The 16,754-nt window shown below is 66.1% G+C and carries 13 protein-coding genes and 1 tRNA gene; 6 read left to right on the top strand and 8 right to left on the bottom strand.

Features of this window, described 5'->3' with window-relative positions; all coding sequences use genetic code 11:
- Positions 1-129 precede the first annotated feature (129 nt).
- The 4 genes from MLE18_RS07005 (at position 130) to MLE18_RS06990 (ending at position 2,578) form a co-directional block, all read left to right on the top strand.
- Positions 130-1,101, top strand: a complete 972-nt coding sequence (locus MLE18_RS07005; protein WP_243368666.1) for a chemotaxis protein — start codon at positions 130-132, stop codon at positions 1,099-1,101.
- Between the two features lie 33 nt (positions 1,102-1,134).
- Entirely contained in the window at positions 1,135-1,851 is a 717-nt protein-coding gene (locus MLE18_RS07000) for a PilZ domain-containing protein (protein ID WP_243368664.1), read from the top strand.
- A gap of 18 nt (positions 1,852-1,869) precedes the next feature.
- Positions 1,870-1,959 (top strand) — tRNA-Ser (locus tag MLE18_RS06995).
- Positions 1,960-2,272: 313 nt separating this feature from the next.
- Positions 2,273-2,578 carry a hypothetical protein gene (locus MLE18_RS06990; protein ID WP_243368662.1) on the top strand — a complete coding sequence of 102 codons (306 nt, stop codon included), beginning with the start codon at positions 2,273-2,275 and terminating at the stop codon, positions 2,576-2,578.
- A gap of 103 nt (positions 2,579-2,681) precedes the next feature.
- Here the strand turns inward: MLE18_RS06990 and MLE18_RS06985 are convergent, their stop codons facing one another.
- From MLE18_RS06985 to MLE18_RS06965, 5 genes are all read right to left on the bottom strand, one after another.
- Positions 2,682-4,652, bottom strand: coding sequence for a methyl-accepting chemotaxis protein (locus tag MLE18_RS06985; protein ID WP_243368657.1), 1,971 nt, complete (start codon positions 4,650-4,652; stop codon positions 2,682-2,684).
- Positions 4,653-5,095: 443 nt separating this feature from the next.
- A complete protein-coding gene (locus MLE18_RS06980) occupies positions 5,096-8,284 on the bottom strand; it encodes an efflux RND transporter permease subunit (protein WP_243368655.1) in 3,189 nt (1,062 codons plus the stop codon).
- Positions 8,285-8,296: 12 nt separating this feature from the next.
- Positions 8,297-9,604 (bottom strand): efflux RND transporter periplasmic adaptor subunit, encoded by a 1,308-nt coding sequence (locus MLE18_RS06975; RefSeq protein WP_243368696.1) that lies wholly within the window; start codon positions 9,602-9,604, stop codon positions 8,297-8,299.
- A 73-nt stretch (positions 9,605-9,677) separates the two neighbouring features.
- Positions 9,678-10,097: a hypothetical protein gene (locus tag MLE18_RS06970; RefSeq protein WP_243368653.1), complete on the bottom strand. Its 420-nt coding sequence runs from the start codon at positions 10,095-10,097 to the stop codon at positions 9,678-9,680.
- 8 nt (positions 10,098-10,105) lie between these two features.
- Positions 10,106-11,560, bottom strand: coding sequence for a TolC family protein (locus MLE18_RS06965; protein WP_243368651.1), 1,455 nt, complete (start codon positions 11,558-11,560; stop codon positions 10,106-10,108).
- A gap of 391 nt (positions 11,561-11,951) precedes the next feature.
- Between MLE18_RS06965 and MLE18_RS06960 the strand changes: the two genes are divergently transcribed.
- Entirely contained in the window at positions 11,952-12,626 is a 675-nt protein-coding gene (locus MLE18_RS06960) for a hypothetical protein (protein ID WP_243368649.1), read from the top strand.
- 62 nt (positions 12,627-12,688) lie between these two features.
- Here MLE18_RS06960 and groL read toward each other — a convergent pair whose 3' ends face one another.
- Positions 12,689-14,326: a chaperonin GroEL gene (gene groL, locus MLE18_RS06955; RefSeq protein WP_243368647.1), complete on the bottom strand. Its 1,638-nt coding sequence runs from the start codon at positions 14,324-14,326 to the stop codon at positions 12,689-12,691.
- A gap of 45 nt (positions 14,327-14,371) precedes the next feature.
- The gene (groES, locus tag MLE18_RS06950) at positions 14,372-14,659 is read right to left on the bottom strand and encodes a co-chaperone GroES (RefSeq protein ID WP_243368645.1); all 288 of its coding nucleotides are present in this window, start codon (positions 14,657-14,659) and stop codon (positions 14,372-14,374) included.
- Positions 14,660-15,044: 385 nt separating this feature from the next.
- On the opposite strand from groES, the gene motA reads away from it, so the two are divergent.
- Positions 15,045-15,899, top strand: a complete 855-nt coding sequence (gene motA, locus MLE18_RS06945) for a flagellar motor stator protein MotA (RefSeq protein ID WP_243368643.1) — start codon at positions 15,045-15,047, stop codon at positions 15,897-15,899.
- Positions 15,900-16,048: 149 nt separating this feature from the next.
- Here the strand turns inward: motA and MLE18_RS06940 are convergent, their stop codons facing one another.
- Positions 16,049-16,645, bottom strand: a complete 597-nt coding sequence (locus tag MLE18_RS06940) for a hypothetical protein (protein ID WP_243368641.1) — start codon at positions 16,643-16,645, stop codon at positions 16,049-16,051.
- Positions 16,646-16,754: the final 109 nt, after the last annotated feature.

The raw sequence follows: 16,754 nt of genomic DNA, 5'->3' as shown, positions 1-16,754 counted from the left end.
TGTAAAGCACGCAGGGCGGGAAGAAAGGCTTGACAAGCGAAGGTTTGTAACACATCGGGTATGTGGCTTGAACTGAAGCGGTTTATGCCCATGTGGCATCATTTCGCACCACATTTCCCAGGGCAGGACATGAGCCAGACCAACATTCTTCTCGAATCCGGGACCAACGAGCTGGAGATCGTCGAATTCTACATCGACGAAGTGGGCGAGGACGGCGCGACCTACCGCAGCCATTTCGGCGTGAACGTGGCCAAGGTGCTTGAGATCATCCGCAAGCCCAAGGTCACCAAGCTGCCGAGCACGCCCCACCCATCCGTGGAGGGCACCTTCAACCTGCGCTCGCGCATCATCCCGCTCATCGACCTGTCGGTCTGGCTGGGCAAGACCATGGTGGAGACGGACAACGCCAAGGTCATCGTCTCGGAGTTCAACAACATCACCAACGCCTTCCTGGTATCCGGCGTCACGCGCATCCACCGCCTGAGCTGGGAGCAGGTGGAGCCGCCCAGCGGCTACGTGGCCAGCTTCTCCTCCAACAGCTTCACCGGGGTCATCAAGTTCGAGGACCGCATCGTGCTCCTGCTCGACATGGAGCGCATCATCTGGGACCTCAACCCCAGCCTGGCCATGCGCGAAGACCCCGACGCCGACTCCCGCGTGGAGTCCGGCGAGGGCTTCCAGTACCGCGCCCTGGTGGTGGATGACTCCAGCTCCATCCGCAAGCTCATCGTCAGCACCCTGACCCGCGACGGGTACGAGGTCGAGCAGGACATCAACGGCCAGAACGCCTGGGAACGCCTGCTGACCATCAAGAAGGAAGCTGCGGATCGCGGGTTGGACATCCTGGCCATGCTCAACCTGGTGGTCTCCGACATCGAGATGCCCGCCATGGACGGCCACAACCTCTGCAAGCGCATCAAGGAAGACCCCGTGCTGCGCGACATCCCCGTGATCCTGTTCTCCTCGCTCATCAACGACAAGCTCTTCCACAAGGGCCAGTCCGTGGGCGCGGACGACCAGGTGTCCAAGCCTGAGATCACCACCCTGACGGTGCGGGCCAAGAAGCTCATCGAGCAGAAGGGCAAGCGCCTCGGTCTTTAGGCGCTATGGCGCGGCAGGGGCCAGAGTAGTTCCATGAGCATTCGGGTGTTGCTCGTCTCCGAGGAGGGACCCGCCAGGCGGGGCTACCTGCTCGCCATCGGAGGGCCAGACGTCCAGGTGGACGTGGTGGACTCGCCCCGCAGCGTGAAGGAGCGCATCCAGACATCTACCTACCAGGGCGTCGTGGTGGACATGCACACCCTGATGCGCGACCGGACCTACGACAAGCGAGAGCTCTTCAGGCTGGAGGAGCGCCTCCCGGTGATCCGCGTGAGGCTGGACCCGGCCACGGGCGACATTGCGGGAGTCTCCTGCGGGGAGGCCATCCGCGGCAAGGCCAGTTTGAAGGAGTTCATCGTCAGTCAGTGCGGCTGCGCCAAGTCCTCGGCGTCCCCTCTGGCGCATGGCGTGCCCCTCAATCTTGCCGTGATGATCTGCCCCTCAAGGAGCAGCCCGGAAGAGGCGTGCGGCAAGTCCGTGACGCTGCGCGTGGCTTTGGCCGGGTGTTCCGTGTTCGCGCCGGCGCCGCCCGAGGAAGGGGCGCTGGTCTGGCTCGTCTTCCCCGACCTGAACGACCGCACGCCCATACCCTCCCGCGTGGTCTGGCGGGTGCCCTGGGGCGGCAAGCGCGCCGCGCCGGGCATGGGGCTCGCGTTCGCCTCGCTCACGCAGGCCCAATTGCGCGAACTGACGGACATGGGGCTTTCCGGCCCGCAGCCGCCCCTTGCCCCGGACCTCCAGGACGTGTAGACACTTGGCCCACGGCGCGGAGGGATGGCCGAGCGGTTTAAGGCGGTGGTCTTGAAAACCATTGAGGGGGAGACCCCTCCGGGGGTTCGAATCCCTCTCCCTCCGCCACATGGACTTCCAAGCAAGTCCAGCGAAGTCCAAAATTGCTTGGAATTACGGCGAAAGCCCGGCCTTGTTGGTCCGGGCTTGTCTTTTATGGCCTGCTACCATCCGGGTAACAACCTGGGTAACAGGTTTCGAGGTCTGGTTAATATTATTCCGCATCACTGTTCGGAATATGCCATGCCGAGATCACCCCCCCTGACGCATTTTGGCGTGATGAACGCCAAGCCCGCTGGAATTTGACACGGAATCCCACCTGACGGATGGAGGGTCAGGCCGCCTAAGGGGCCGACCCCTCAACCTTACCTGGAGGCAGCCGATGGATGACGCCGATATCGTGGAACTTCAGGCCCGCAACGTGACCTATTATTCGCCCGGGGATGAAGAAGCCTTCTTCGAGTGGCTGGACAGGATCGAGTGCGTGGAGGGAGGATCCGGGAGCGGCGATACGCTCTACATCTCGGTGGACCGGGCCGAGGTGGACGAAGAGTGCCTCCGTGAGCTGCTGGCGCTGTTCAGGCGCTACGGCGTGGACTTGAAGCAGCTGCGCATCTTCGACAGCGAGGAGTTCGCGGCCTGGTTCCGCAATCCCGACGCCTTTTGGCACGCCGAGGTGTTCGGCTAGAACGGCAGGTCCGGCCCGGGGCGCGCGATCGCGTTCCCCGGGCCGTCAAGCCGTTCATGTGAAGGGACTGCTGTTCAAACGCGTGTTCGCCGCGCGCCACAGTTCAAGTTCCTGACCCCGACCCTGACCCCTTGCGCGGGGTCCAGGCGCCGCCAGGCAGGGCGCGAGCAGGCCGGGAGGCTGCCCCGCCGCCGTCCTTCAGCTTGAAGAAGCTCACGGTGGAGAGCAGCTGCTCGGCCTGGCTGGAGAGTTCCTCCGCCGTGGAGGCCATCTCCTCAGAGGCGGAGGCGTTCTGCTGGACGACCTGGTCCAGCTGCTGCACGGCCTGGTTGATCTGGCCCGCCCCGCTGTTCTGTTCGCGGGAGGCGGCGGAGATCTCCTGGATGAGCGCGGCCGTCCTGCGGATGTCCGGCACGATCTCCTTGAGCATCTTCCCCGCCTTGTCCGCCACGGCCACGGAATCGGCGGAGAGGGCCGATATCTCCGTCGCCGCGCGGCCCGAACGCTCGGCGAGCTTGCGCACCTCGGCCGCCACCACCGCGAAGCCCTTGCCGTGCTCGCCCGCGCGGGCCGCCTCGATGGCGGCGTTGAGCGCCAGGAGGTTGGTCTGGCGCGAGATCTCCTCGATGATGGAGATTTTTTCCGCGATCTGTTTCATGGCCCCCACGGTCATGGCCACGGCCTGCCCCCCGGCCTCGGCATCCTGCGCGGCCTTCAGGGCCAGGGCCTCGGTCTGCGCGGCGTTCTCCGCGTTGTGCTGGATGTTGGAGGCCATCTCGTCCATGGAGGAGGACACCTCCTCCACGCTGGCGGCCTGCTGCGAGGCCCCCTGGGAGAGCGTCTCCGAGGTGGCCGAGAGCTCCTGCGCGCCCGAGGCCACGTTGCCCGCGCCCTCCACCACCTCGCTCATGACTTCGCTCAAGCGCCCGGTCATCTCGCGCAGGGCGGCGGCGAGCATGCCGATCTCATCCTTCTGGTCCACGTCCAGGTCCTGGCTCATGTCGCCCGCGGCCATGCGCTGGGCGAAGGCCACGCCCTTCCGCACCGGGCCCACGATGCCCCGGGCCAGCAGCACCGCCAGCGCGATGGCCAGCGGCAGGGCCACGGCCGTGGCCGCGATGATTGTCGTGCGCGTGTGCGCGGCGGCCTCCAGCATGGCCTGGTCGGTCATGATGTGGTCGCTGATGGTCTGCTTGGTCTTGTCCAGGAGTTCCTGGACCTTGACGAGGTTGGGGATGGTCTCCGAGGAGTAGACCTTCTTGGCCTCCTCGGCTGTGAGCATCCGGGCGTTGTGCCAGCCGATGACGCCGGTGAGGGATGCCAGGGCGAGGCCCGCCTCCTTTTCCGTGACGTCGTGGAAATATTTCTTCGCGTCTCCGTGGCGGCCCTCGCCCAGAAGGGCGTTGATGCGGACCACGCTCTCATGCAGGCGCTCGTGCGGGCCGTAGACCGCGGCGATCTGCTTGTCGAACTCGGGGTCGGCCTGCCTGAGCCCGGCCATCTCGTCGGAGTAGAGCCACCTGCCGAGCCCGCACTTGTGCGGGTCGGACTCCACCTCGGCCTTGCGGCTGTTCTCGTCGGCCAGGGCCTTGAGCACGGCGTTGGACCACTTCAGGTGATCCCCCAGCTTGTCGCGCAGGAACCCGCCGAGCTCCGGGTTCACGGGGACGAACTTCTCCTTGATGGTGCCCGCGGAGCGGTGCAGCCCGTCGTGGTAGCGCTCGATGTCCGCCAGCAGGGGAGCGACGCCGGGCACGAGCCGTTCGGCCTCCGTGCGGCCATCGCCGTAATACCATTTGCCGAAGGCGCACTGTCGCGGGTTGATCTGCACCTCGAGCGTGGTGGCCTTGGAGCTGTTCAGGAACTCGCTGAGCTTGCTCGCCCAGTTCAGGTGGTCGACGATCCTCTGTGTGAATTCCCCCCTCAGCTTGTTGCCCACGATGACGATCTTGGCGTCGTCAACGATCGAGTTGACGCCTGTGATTGAGATCAGGCTCGCGGTGAGCATGAAGAGGAGCACGGCACCGAAACCAATAGCGAACTTCCATTGGATCCTTACATCCTTCCAACGCATCTTATTCCCCCCTGAGATACGAAAGGCATGATGTTGCAGAAAGCAATATGGATCAACGGTGCACGATGGAGCGGTACGAAATCACCGGCACCAATAGTGGAATCGGCTGCTGCTGTCGTATCATTAGCAAGTCAGGCCACTCGGCTCACGGCATTAGGCGTGAGAGGGCATTCGGAAGCGGCCTTCGCCCGGGCGCCGATGGACACCGGGGTGACGGCAGGCAGCGAGGGCGGGACCGCGCAGGTCCGGCCGTTCTGAACCGGCCGGAAACCGAACGCCAGCGGGCGGTTGCGCCTTCAGTCTGTCCGGGTCTTCGGAGCCCGGCGAGGCGCTGAGGCAACGAATGGTCCGCCTGGAATCAGCTGCTGTAATCCAAGGCGGCAATATTCATCATGTATTGTCGAGTCTGTCCAGGGTGGAGGGGGAGCGCCACCTCGGCGGCGCTACCGCTTTGCCAGCCCCCGGCCCTTCCAGAGCGCGAAGATGGCCGGATACAGGAGCAACTCCAGGATGGTGGAGGTCACCACGCCGCCGATCATGGGCGCGGCGATGCGCTTCATCACGTCCGAGCCCGCGCCCGTGGAGAACATCACCGGAAGCAGGCCCGCCAGGATCACGGCCACGGTCATGATCTTGGGGCGGATGCGCTTCACGGCGCCGTGCTCCACGGCCTCGCGCAGGTCCGCCTGGGTCTTGAGCCTGCCCTCGTCCTGCCACTGCTTGTAGGCCAGCTGCAGGTACAGCAGCATGACCACGCCCGTTTCGGCGTCCAGGCCCGCCAGGGCGATGATGCCCACCCACACGGCGATGCTCATGTTGTAGCCGAGCAGGTAGAGCAGCCAGAACGAACCCACCAGGGAGAAGGGCACGGCCAGCAGCACGATGCAGGTGGAGGCCAGGGACTTGGTGTTGATGTAGAGCAGCATGAAGATGATGAAGATGGTCAGCGGGATGACCATCTCCAGCCGCTCCTGGGTGCTGACCATGTTCTCGTACTCGCCGCTCCAGACCAGCCGGTATCCGGCCGGCATCTGCGGCTGCACGTTTTCCGCCACGGCCTTCTTCAGGCTGTTCACGTAGCCGCCCACGTCCGTGCCGGAGAAGTCGATGTAGACGTAGGCCGTGGGCATGCCCCCCTCGCTCTTGATCATGGAGGGGCCGTTGGTCACCTTGATGTTGGCCAGTTCGCCCAGGGGCACCTGCAGCATCCGGCGGGGCGCGGGCGGCACCCCCATCCTCGGCCCGGCTTCCTCCCCGCCCGGGCCGGAGCCCTGCACCGGCACCAGCAGGGCCCTGATGGTCTCCACGTCCTGGCGCAGCTCGCGCGGGTAGCGCACGTTCACGGGGTAGCGCTCCCGGCCCAGGATCACGGTGGTCAGGTTGCGCCCGCCGATGGCGGATTCGACGATGTCCTGCACGTCGGCCACGGTGAGCCCGTAGCGGGCGGCGGCCTGGCGCTTCACGCTGATGTCCAGGTAGTAGCCGGTGTTGACCTTGTCCGCGAAGACGGAGCGGGTGTGGGGCACCTGCTTGACCACCTCCTCCAGCCTGGTGCCGATCTTTTCGATCTCGGCCAGGTCCGGCCCCAGGATCTTGATGCCCACCGGGGTGCGGATGCCCGTGGAGAGCATGTCGATGCGGGCCTTGATGGGCATGGTGAAGGCGTTGACCACCCCGGGGATCTGCAGCCGGGCGTCCAGCTCGGCCTTGAGCTTCTCCACGTTCATGCCCGGGCGCCACTGCGCTTCAGGCTTCAAGTTGATGACCGTCTCGAACATCTCCATGGGCGCGGGGTCCGTGGCGGTCCCGGCGCGCCCGGCCTTGCCGAACACCTGGGCCACCTCGGGCACCGAGGCCAGGATGGAGTCCTGCAGCTTGAGGAGCCTCCCGGCCTCGGCGATGGAGATGCCGGGCATGGTCACGGGCATGTAGAAGAGGGTGCCCTCGTAGAGCGGGGGCATGAACTCCGAGCCAAGGCGCATCACGGGCCAGACAGTGGCCGCCATGACCAGCACGGCCAGCAGGATCATGGTCTTCTTGAAGCGCAGCGCCAGGATCACGAACGGGTGGTAGAGCAGGCGCAGCACGTGGCTCAGGGGGTTCTTGTCCTCCGGGCGCACCTTGCCCCGGATGAAGAGCGTCATGAGCATGGGCGTGAGCGTCACGGCCAGGAAGGCCGAGAAGAGCATGGCGAAGGTCTTGGTGTAGGCCAGGGGCTTGAACAGCCGCCCGGCCTGGCCCTGGAGCGTGAACACGGGCAGGAAGCCCACCGTGATCACCAGCAGGGAGAAGAACAGCGATGGCCCCACCTCCTGCGCGGCCTCCAGGATGACCTCCACGCGGGAGCCGGGCCTGCCCGCGTGTTCCCAGTCCTCAAGCTTCTTGTGGGCGTTCTCCACCATGATGATGGCGGCGTCCACCATGGCGCCGATGGCGATGGCGATGCCGGAGAGGCTCATGATGTTGGAGGTCACGCCCAGGGCGTTCATGCAGATGAAGGAGATGACGATGGCCAGCGGCAGGGTCAGGATGATGACCAGGGCGCTGGGCAGGTGGAACAGGAAGACCACGCACACGGCGCTCACGGCCACGGTGAGTTTGACGATCTCCTCCGTGAGTGTGGAGATGGCCCGGTGGATCAGGTCGGAGCGGTCGTAGGTGACCTCGAACTTCACGCCCGGGGGCAGCGAGGGCGCGACCTCGGCGATCTTGGCCTTCACCCTGTCGATGACGGAGAGCACGTTCTCCCCGAAGCGCACCACCACGATGCCGCCCGCCACCTCGCCGCGGCCGTCCAGGTCGGCCAGGCCCCGGCGCATCTCGGGCCCCAGGCTCACCCGGGCCACGTCCTTGAGGAACACGGGAGTGCCCCGGTTGTCCGTGCCCACGGAGACGTTCTCCAGGTCCGCGAGGCTTTTCACGTAGCCGCGCCCGCGCACCATGTACTCCGTGCCGGACATCTCCACCACGCGGCCTTCCACGTCGTTGTTGGAGAGGCGCACGGCCTCCAGCACCTTCTGCAGGGGCAGGCCGTAGCTGAAGAGCCGCCCCGGGTCCACGGTGATCTGGTACTGGCGCACGAAGCCGCCCAGCGAGGCCACCTCGGAGACGCCGGGCACGCTCTCCAGGGCCAGCTTGACGTTCCAGTCCTGCAGGGAGCGCAGCTGGGAGAGGTCGAGCTGCCCCGAGGTGTCCACCAGCGCGTAGGAGAAGCCCCAGCCCAGGCTGGTGGCGTCGGGCCCGAGCACGGGGTTCACGTCCGCCGGTATCTTGGCGCGCACCGATTGCAGGTATTCCAGCACCCGCGAGCGCGCCCAGTAGATGTCCGTGCCTTCCTTGAAGATCACGTAGATGAAGGACGAACCCAGGAAGGAGAAGCCGCGCACCGCCTGAACGCCAGGCGCGGCCAGCAGCGAGGTGACGATGGGGTAGGTCACCTGGTCCTCCACCAGGTCGGGGCTGCGGCCCTGCCACTCGGTGTAGACGATGACCTGGGGGTCGGAGAGGTCCGGGATGGCGTCCAGGGGCGCGTTGCGCATGGCCCACACGCCCCACAGGCCCAACGTGGCGCACATGATGGCCACCACGAGCCTGTTGCGGCCCGAAAATCCGATGATGCTCTGTATGATCATGGCTGCCCCGGGCTAATGGTGATGCTCGCCGCCGCCCCCGCTGCTCTTCAGGCGCGTTTCGGCGTCCAGGAGGAAGCTGGCGGAGGTGGCCACCTTGGTGCCGGGGGACAGCCCGGAGAGGATCTCCACGAAGCCGCCGGAGCGGATGCCCGTGGTCACGTCCTGGGGCTCGAAGTTGTTGGGGCTGGACTCGTAATAGACCACCTTGCGCACGCCCGTGTCGATGATGGCCGACTCGGGCACGGCCAGGCGCTGGCCCAGGTCGGTGCCCATCTGGATTTCGGCGTACATCTCGGGGCGCAGCAGCCCCTTGGGGTTGGGCAGCACGAAGCGCACCTTGGCCGTGCGGGTGTCGGCGGCGATCACAGGGTAGATCTGGGCCACCTTGGCCGTGAGGGGCGGGCCGGAAACGCCCGTGAGGGTGATCAGCGCGGTCTGGCCTTCCTTGAAATAGGGCAGGTTCTCCTCGTAGACGTCGGCCAGCACCCACACGGTGCTCAGGTCGGCCAGGTCGTAGAGCTTCTCGCCCGGGGCCACCTGCATGCCCAGGGTGGCCTGGCGGGAGATCACGTAGCCGTCCACGGGGCTTACGAGCACATAGTCGCGCGAGGGCTTGCCGTTCTTCTCCAGCTGTGCGGCCAGGCCGCCCGCGTCCAGCAGGGCCAGGCGCTGCCTGGCGGCGGCGAGCAGGGCCTGGCTGTCGTTTGCGAGCATGGCCGCGTATTCGCCCCCGCCCTCTGGGGCGGCCTTGGGCTGGGCGCTGCGCCAGCGCAGCAGGTTCAGGTACTCGAGCTGCGTGGCGTAGACCTCGGGGCTGTAGATGGCCAGCAGGGGCTGACCCTTTTTGACCGGCTGGCCGGTGTGGTCCACCATCAGGCGCTCCACGTAGCCTTCGGCCTTGGTGGTCACGGTGGCCAGGCGGGTCTCGTCCGGGGCCACGCGGCCCGTGGCCCGGATGATGGCCTTGAAGGGGCGCGTGGCCGCCTGGGTGACGGTGACGCCGATGAGCTTGGCCTGCTCGGGCGTGAGCATGGCCATGGGGGGCATGGGCGCGGAGGACGGGGCCGTCGCGCCGTGGCCTTCATGCCCCGTGGGCGCGGCAGGCGCCCCGTGGCCGGAGTGGTCCATGGCTGGGGCTGGGGCTGGGGCCGGGGCGGGATGCCCGGCGTGCCCCTGCTGCTGCGCCGGAGCCGCCGGAGCGCCGTGGCCGGAGTGGTCCATCCCGGCCATGGAGCCCTGACCGGCCGGCTGGCCCGGAGCCTGGGCCAGGGCGCCGCCCGGCAACGCCAGCGCGGCGGCCAGGCAGGCCGCCAGCAGCATGTGCTTCAACGTAGGTCCCGCTGTGGATGGCAACGCCCGCATGTGTCTCCCCCGCGCCTTGTGGTTCCGGCAGCTATTGCTGGCCCTGGTTCATCTTCATCATCTCCTCGGGCGTCATCTCCTTCATCTGGCCGGGCTGGCCAGGCTGGGCCTGCCCGTGGGCCCCGTGCTGGCCATGGCTGGCGGGCATGGCCTGCATCTGCTCGGGCGACATCATCTTCATCTGTTCCGGGGTCATCTGCTCCATCTGCTGCGGAGTCATCTGGCGGATCTGGTCTGGTGTCATGTGGCGCATGAGCTCGGGGGGCATGTTGTGGATCTCCGCCGGGGTCATCTGGCGGATCTCCTGCGGGGTCATGGCCTTCATCTGCTCGGGGGTCATCTGGTGGCCCGGGCCGCCGTGCCCGCCGTGCGACATCTGCGCCTGCGCCACGCCGCCCAGGGCGATCAGGGAGGCTGCGGCGAGTGAGAGGATCAACCGGTTCGATTTCATGTTCGACCTCACTTCGGTTTGGCCTGGGCGCTGTGCGCGCCCGAGGCGGCTTCCTTCGGCGATTCCTTGGCGGAGCCGCCGTTGTCGTCCAATGGTTTGGGGATGTTCAGGCCGTCGGAGAAGCCCGCCAGGCTCTCCAGCCGGGCGATGGCCTTCTGCTTCTCGGCCAGCTGAATCCAGTACTGCGCCTCATAGTCCAGCAAGGACTTGAGCCGGGCGACCACTGCGTAGATGTCGCCCTTGCCCCCGGCGTAGCTTGCGGCCGCAAGCTGGAAGTCCTGCCGGGTCTTGGGCAGGGTGCCGCTGGCGAACAGTTCGCTCAGCTTCTCGGCGGACTGCAGGGCGGCGTAGTTCTCGCGGATGGCTGCGGCCACGAGGTTTTTGCCCGCCTCCAGGTCGTAGCGGGACTCGGCCAGGTCCGCCCGGGACTCCTTGAGCCCTTCGGCCTGCTTGACGAAGAAGTACAGCGGCACCGTCACGGAGACGCCCGCGCTCCACATGTCCTGCCACTTCTGCTTGATGCCGGCCGGGCCAAGGAGCTCCGAACCGTCCGGGCCGGTGACCGCCTGGGGCTCCTGCGCGACCTTCCAGCCCTTCTGGGAGTAGCCGGCCGAGAGGGTCACGTCCGGCACGAACTCGGCCTTGGATTGAGAGACTTTGGCTTCAGCCCGCTCCACCTTCTTCATCCGGGCCTTGGTGTCGGGGGAGTCGAAGGATGCCTTGACCAGCAGATCCTCCAGGCTGCGCTTATAGGGCGCCTTGGAGGGCTCGGCGGGCTTGGCCAGGGGGGAATTCACCTCGCGCCCGAGCACGGAGTTGAGCATGCCCTCCAGGGTGGAGAGGCGCTGGCGGACCATCTGCTCCTTCTCCGCGAGCATGTACTTTTCGGTCTGGGCCATCACGGCGTCGCGCTGGTCGCCCAGGCCGGAGGCGTAGCGGGCCAGGGCGGCCTTCTCCACCTGTTCCAGCAGCTTGGCCTTGTCCTCGAGGATCTCGATGGTGCGGTGCGCCGTGAACAGGTCGTAGTAGAGCTCCTTGACCCGGGCGACGGTGCTCAGACGCAGGGCGTGCAGCTGCAGCCCCAGCGTCTCCATTTCCTTTTCGGCCACGCGGCCCTTCTGCACGAGCTTGCCCGGGAAGGGCACGGTCTGGGAGACGCCGAAAGCCCACAGCGCGTCGTAGGAATTCCCGAAGGTGTACTGGGACAGCCCAGTGTTGGTGTACCCGGCGGAGACCGAGGGGTCGGGCAGGGCCTTGGCCTGGGGGATGCGGTGCCGGGCGGAGGTCACGCGATGCTGTCCGGCGCTCAGCTCGGGATTGTTCTTCAGGGCCTCGCCCACCAGGGCGTTGAGGTCCAGCGTCTCCGCGGCCCGCGCCGGGGAGAGCAGCAGGCAGGCGCAGACGGCCGCGCAGCAGGCCAGCGGCAGTACGATCAGGCGGAGCGGGGCGGGCGTCTTGGTCATGGCGAATTCCGCGTTGGAGTGGGGCCGGGATTATCGTTAACAACCATAAGCTATCAGGGTGGGCAACGCAACAAATGGGCGCAATAGAGTTGTCACCGCAGGATGTTCCCCGAAAGTAGGAGGGCTTGGGCTGCCTGATCTGCCTGGGCCTGGACTCCGGGAGATTGTATTCCCAGGACGGTTGGGCTACGCAGAAGGGAGCAGGCCTGAAAGGCCGCGCAATCATCCGGGAGCCGCGTGTCCTGGCGGAATGTTCGGACCGACCCTGACACGTCAGCCCAGGAGATGCGCCATGCCCGCACCGGCTGTTTTCCCCATTCCCTCCACTGTTTCGCCTCCTTGCCCGGCAGACGAGCCAGCCCGCGCGCGTTCCCTGGCCGGGTCCTAGGCCATGCCCGCCTCCGGCTGGCTGCGCTCGCTCAAGCCCGCATCCCAGGCCTTTATCGACGGGGACATGGACTGCCTCGCGCCGCTGGACTACCCGTTTCTGAACCAGGGGCAGGTCTGCGAGCAGGTGGAATGCCTGAGCGGCCACCTCGGCCGGCTCGGCCTGGAGCACAGGCGCGCGGTGATCGGCTATTCGCTCTACACCCGGCAGCTGGAGGCCGTGCAGGAGCGCACCGGCAAGGCCTTCTGCGCGGGGAATTGCGGGCGCCCTCCCGTGGGATGCTGCAACGCCGCGCATTACCGCGTCCATTCCCTGGCCGATTTCATGATCGGGCGCCCCTCCGGGCTGGCCATGCAGCTGGCGGCCTCCATCGAGGGGCTGCAGAGAAGCGAGGACGCCTGGTCCAGGCATGAGGGGCTGACGCACACGTCCGACCATTGCGCCTATCTCGCCGAGCGGGGCTGCACCCTGCTGCTGTTCAAGTCGCCCCGCTGCATCCACTATATCTGCCCGCACCTGGAGGCTGACCTGCTCCTGCGCTTCCCGGGGGCCGCCCCGGCGTACGCGGCCGCCATGAGCGTGGCGGCGGTGAGCACCAGCCTGCGCAGCGCCGACTTCACCAGCCCGGAGGTGCTCGCGGCCGCCTGCCTGATGCTTCCTGGGATCCCCGGGGCCTGAAACGAAAAAAGGCCCCGGACCTTGCGGTCCGGGGCCTCGTCAATGCTGGGACAGGGCGTAGTCTAGTACATGCCGCCCATGCCGCCCATGCCGCCGGGCATGGCGGGGGCGTCCTTCTTGGCTTCGGGCTTCTCGGCGATGGCGCACTCGGTGGTGAGCAGCAGGCCGGAGACGGAAGCGGCGTTCTGCAGGGCGATGCGGGTGACCTTCTTGGGGTCGATGACGCCGGCCTTGATCAGGTCTTCGTACTCGCCGGTGGCGGCGTTGAAGCCGTAGCCTTCCTTGCCGTCGCGCACCTTGGCCACCACGATGGAGCCTTCGAACCCGGCGTTGCCGGAGATCTGGCGCAGGGGAGCCTCGCAGGCGCGGCGCACGATCTCGATGCCGGCGGTTTCGTCGTCGTCAACGGCCTTGACCTTGTCCAGAGCGGTCAGGCTGCGCACCAGGGCCACGCCGCCGCCGGGGACGATGCCCTCTTCGACGGCCGCGCGGGTGGCGTTCAGGGCGTCCTCGACGCGGGCCTTCTTCTCCTTCATCTCGGTCTCGGTGGCCGCACCGACGTTGATCACGGCGACGCCGCCGACGATCTTGGCCAGGCGCTCCTGGAGCTTCTCACGATCGTAGGAGGAGGTGGTCTCTTCGATCTGGGCGCGGATCTGCTTCACACGAGCCTTGATGGTCTCGTTGTCGCCGGCGCCGTCGATGATGGTGGTGTTGTCCTTGTCGATGATGACGCGCTTGGCGCGGCCAAGGTCGTTCAGGCCCAGGCTCTCCAGCTTGATGCCCAGGTCCTCGGAGACGGCCTGGCCGCCGGTGAGGATGGCGATGTCCTGGAGCATGGCCTTGCGGCGCTCGCCGAAGCCGGGGGCCTTCACGGCGCAGACCTGCAGGGTGCCGCGCAGCTTGTTGACCACCAGGGTGGCCAGGGCTTCGCCCTCGACGTCCTCGGCGACGATCAGCAGGGGCTTGGCCATCTTGGCGACCTGCTCGAGCACGGGCAGAAGGTCCTTCATGGAGGAGACCTTCTTCTCGTTGATCAGGATGAAGGGGTCATCCAGCTCGACGACCATCTTCTCGGGGTCGGTGACGAAATAGGGGGAGAGGTAGCCGCGGTCGAACTGCATGCCCTCGACGACGTCCAGGGTGGTCTCCAGGCCCTTGGCCTCCTCGACCGTGATCACGCCTTCCTTGCCGACCTTGTTCATGGCCTCGGCGATGATGTTGCCGATGGTGGCGTCGGAGTTGGCGGAGATGGTGCCGACCTGGGCGATCTCCTTCTGGTCGCGGGTGGGCTTGGCGAGCACGCCCAGCTCAGCCACCAGGGCCTCGACGGCCTTGTCGATGCCGCGCTTGATGGCCATGGGGTTGCGGCCGGCGGCCACGAGCTTCACGCCCTCGTTGAACACGGCCTGGGCCAGGATGGTGGCGGTGGTGGTGCCGTCGCCGGCGACGTCGGAGGTCTTGGAGGCGACTTCCTTCACCATCTGGGCGCCCATGTTCTCGAACTTGTCCTCAAGTTCGACTTCCTTGGCGACGGTGACGCCGTCCTTGGTGATGATCGGGGAGCCGAAGCTCTTCTCGATCACGACGTTGCGGCCCTTGGGGCCCAGGGTCACCTTCACGGCGTTGGCGAGCTTGTCAACGCCCCTCTTCAGCTTCTCGCGGGCCTTGGCGTCGTAAAGAATCTCTTTGGCGGACATATGTGTCTCCTTCTTGAGGATGAGTGGTTCGGAGGAAGCGGAAACTTAGTCGATGACGGCCAGGATGTCGTCCTCGCGCATCATCAGGAACTCTTCGCCGTCGATCTTCAGCTCGGTGCCGGCGTACTTGTTGAAGAGGACCTTCTCGCCCTTCTCGACGGCGAGCTTGGTGCGCTTGCCGTCGTCGGCGAGCTTGCCGGGGCCCACGGCGATGACTTCGCCGCGCATGGGCTTCTCTTTGGCGGAATCGGGGATGATGATGCCGCCCTTGGTCACCAGTTCTTCTTCGAGGCGCTTCACGAGAACGCGGTCGTTGAGGGGTTTGAGCTTCATAGCGGATAAACCTCCGGTGGAATGTGCGTTTTTGCGTCTTTGCTAGCACTCGACGAGGGCGAGTGCTAACGACGGCAGCGTAATAGGGCAATTCAGGGGAAATGCCAATACCCTTGAGCGCAAAAAATCGACACGTACGGCCGTTTGTCAAGGAAGAGGACGAAAAAAATTGGATGTTTCCCTCTCAGGCAAGGAACCATGAGGCTTGCGGACCAAATCCACCCGGCGGTCCGGGCGTCAGAGCCGCTTGACTTCGCGACCTCTTCAGGGGAATTTGCTCCGGCCGGAGCAAACCCTCTCCTGCCGGGCGAGGCTGCTGCCTGGGGCGGGCAAGCCGTACCAGCCCTGAATCATAAGAATATCCGCCTGGAGGACCGGGCACACCATGAACGCCATCATAGGCATTGTCGTTGTCCTGGGCAGCGTCATCGGCGGCTACGTGCTTTCGCACGGTCAGCTGATCGTGCTCGTCCAGCCTTACGAGTTCCTGACCATCGGCGGGGCGGCTTTCGGCGCGTTCTTCATTTCCGCGCCCATGAGCACCGCCATCGACGTGCTCAAGCACATCCCCCAGATCTTCACGGCCAAGGAGGACTCCAAGGCCTTCTACCTGGAGCTGCTCTCCCTGATGTACGAGCTGTTCCAGCTGGCCCGCCGCTCCGGCGCCGTGGCCCTGGACGCGCACGTCAATCGGCCCGCGGATTCCGAAGTGTTCCGCCGCTACGCCTCGGTCTCCAAGAACAAGACCGTGCTCAACTTCATCTGCGACAACCTGAAGATCGTCATCGCGGGCAACATCGAGCAGCACCACTACGAAGCCATCATGGACACCGACATCTCCACCCGCAAACACCACGACAACATGCCCGCGGCCTCCGTGAGCAAGATCGCGGACTCCCTGCCGGGCCTGGGCATCGTGGCGGCGGTGCTGGGCATCGTCATCACCATGGGCGACATCAACCAGCCCCCCGAGGTGCTCGGCAAACACATCGCGGCGGCCCTGGTCGGCACCTTCCTGGGCGTGCTGCTCTGCTACGGCTTCGTCGGCCCCATGGGCTCCCTGCTGGAGCACCAGGCCGCGGCCAAGCAGGCCCGGCTCAAGGTGGTCAAGTCCGCGCTGATGGGCTACTCCATCGGGCTGGCCCCCATCCTGGCCGTGGAGTACGCGCGGCGGGCCATCCCCTCCAACGTGCAGCCCTCCATGGAGGAGCTTGAGGAAGGCATGAAGAAGGGCGGCTGATCGGCCCGCACCAAGGCGAGAATTGCGAAAGCCCCTCCCGGCCAGTCCGGGAGGGGCTTTTTTCGTGGCTGCAAATCGGGCGGGACCCGCACTGGGCGCGTGACGGGAAGGCCGGGGATCGTTCAGGCCCTGGCGCGGGCCGGCGCCCGTCAGACCTTGTGCTGGCCGTCCTTGGCCTCCTTGGCGAGGCGGGCGGCGCGGATGATCTCCAACTCGCGCATCAGGCGTTCCAGGCGCAGGCCGCTGGGGGGGCGGTGGTGCTGGCCCAGGGCCTTGCGGTTCATGTCGTCGCACCACTTGGTCAGGTCGGCGATGCCGTACTTGGTGGCGTCCACGAAGGATACGGCCTTGTCGTTCTGGTCGGGCACGCCGTCCCAGTGGAGCCTGAGGCCCAGATAGTTGCGGGCGCCGTGATGCTGGGAGAACTGCACTTCGTAGCCCGTGAAGAAGCTCAGGGGCTCGCCCATGACGTCCATGGGGTCCACAAGCTTGAAATAGACCAGCACGGCCACGCCGTTGAACTTCTCCGTGGGCACCGGATTCTCGGAGCGGAAGGAGAGGCACATGCCGTTGGCCGAGATGTCGTCGATGCGGGGCAATGGCGGGTTGCCCTGGATCATCTTGGGGTCGCCCAGGTCTTTCAGATGCAGGTGGCCCATGCCGGCGCTTCTGCGCAGCCAAACCGCGAGTTCCAGGACGTAGCTCTCGTCAACTTCGACCCTGAACGTCGACCTGTAATCGTCCATTACGCATCTCTCCTGGAAGCCCCGAGCCGAAAGGAAACATTTTCCATGCGTTCGAGCCGTCTGGTAACGTTTTTTTCCGCACAAGCAAAGAACCTGGAACACTTCCGAA

Origin of the sequence: Fundidesulfovibrio soli, from assembly GCF_022808695.1 — a bacterium.
Lineage (GTDB): Bacteria > Desulfobacterota > Desulfovibrionia > Desulfovibrionales > Desulfovibrionaceae > Fundidesulfovibrio > Fundidesulfovibrio soli.
This window is presented reverse-complemented; position numbering and strand designations above follow the sequence as displayed.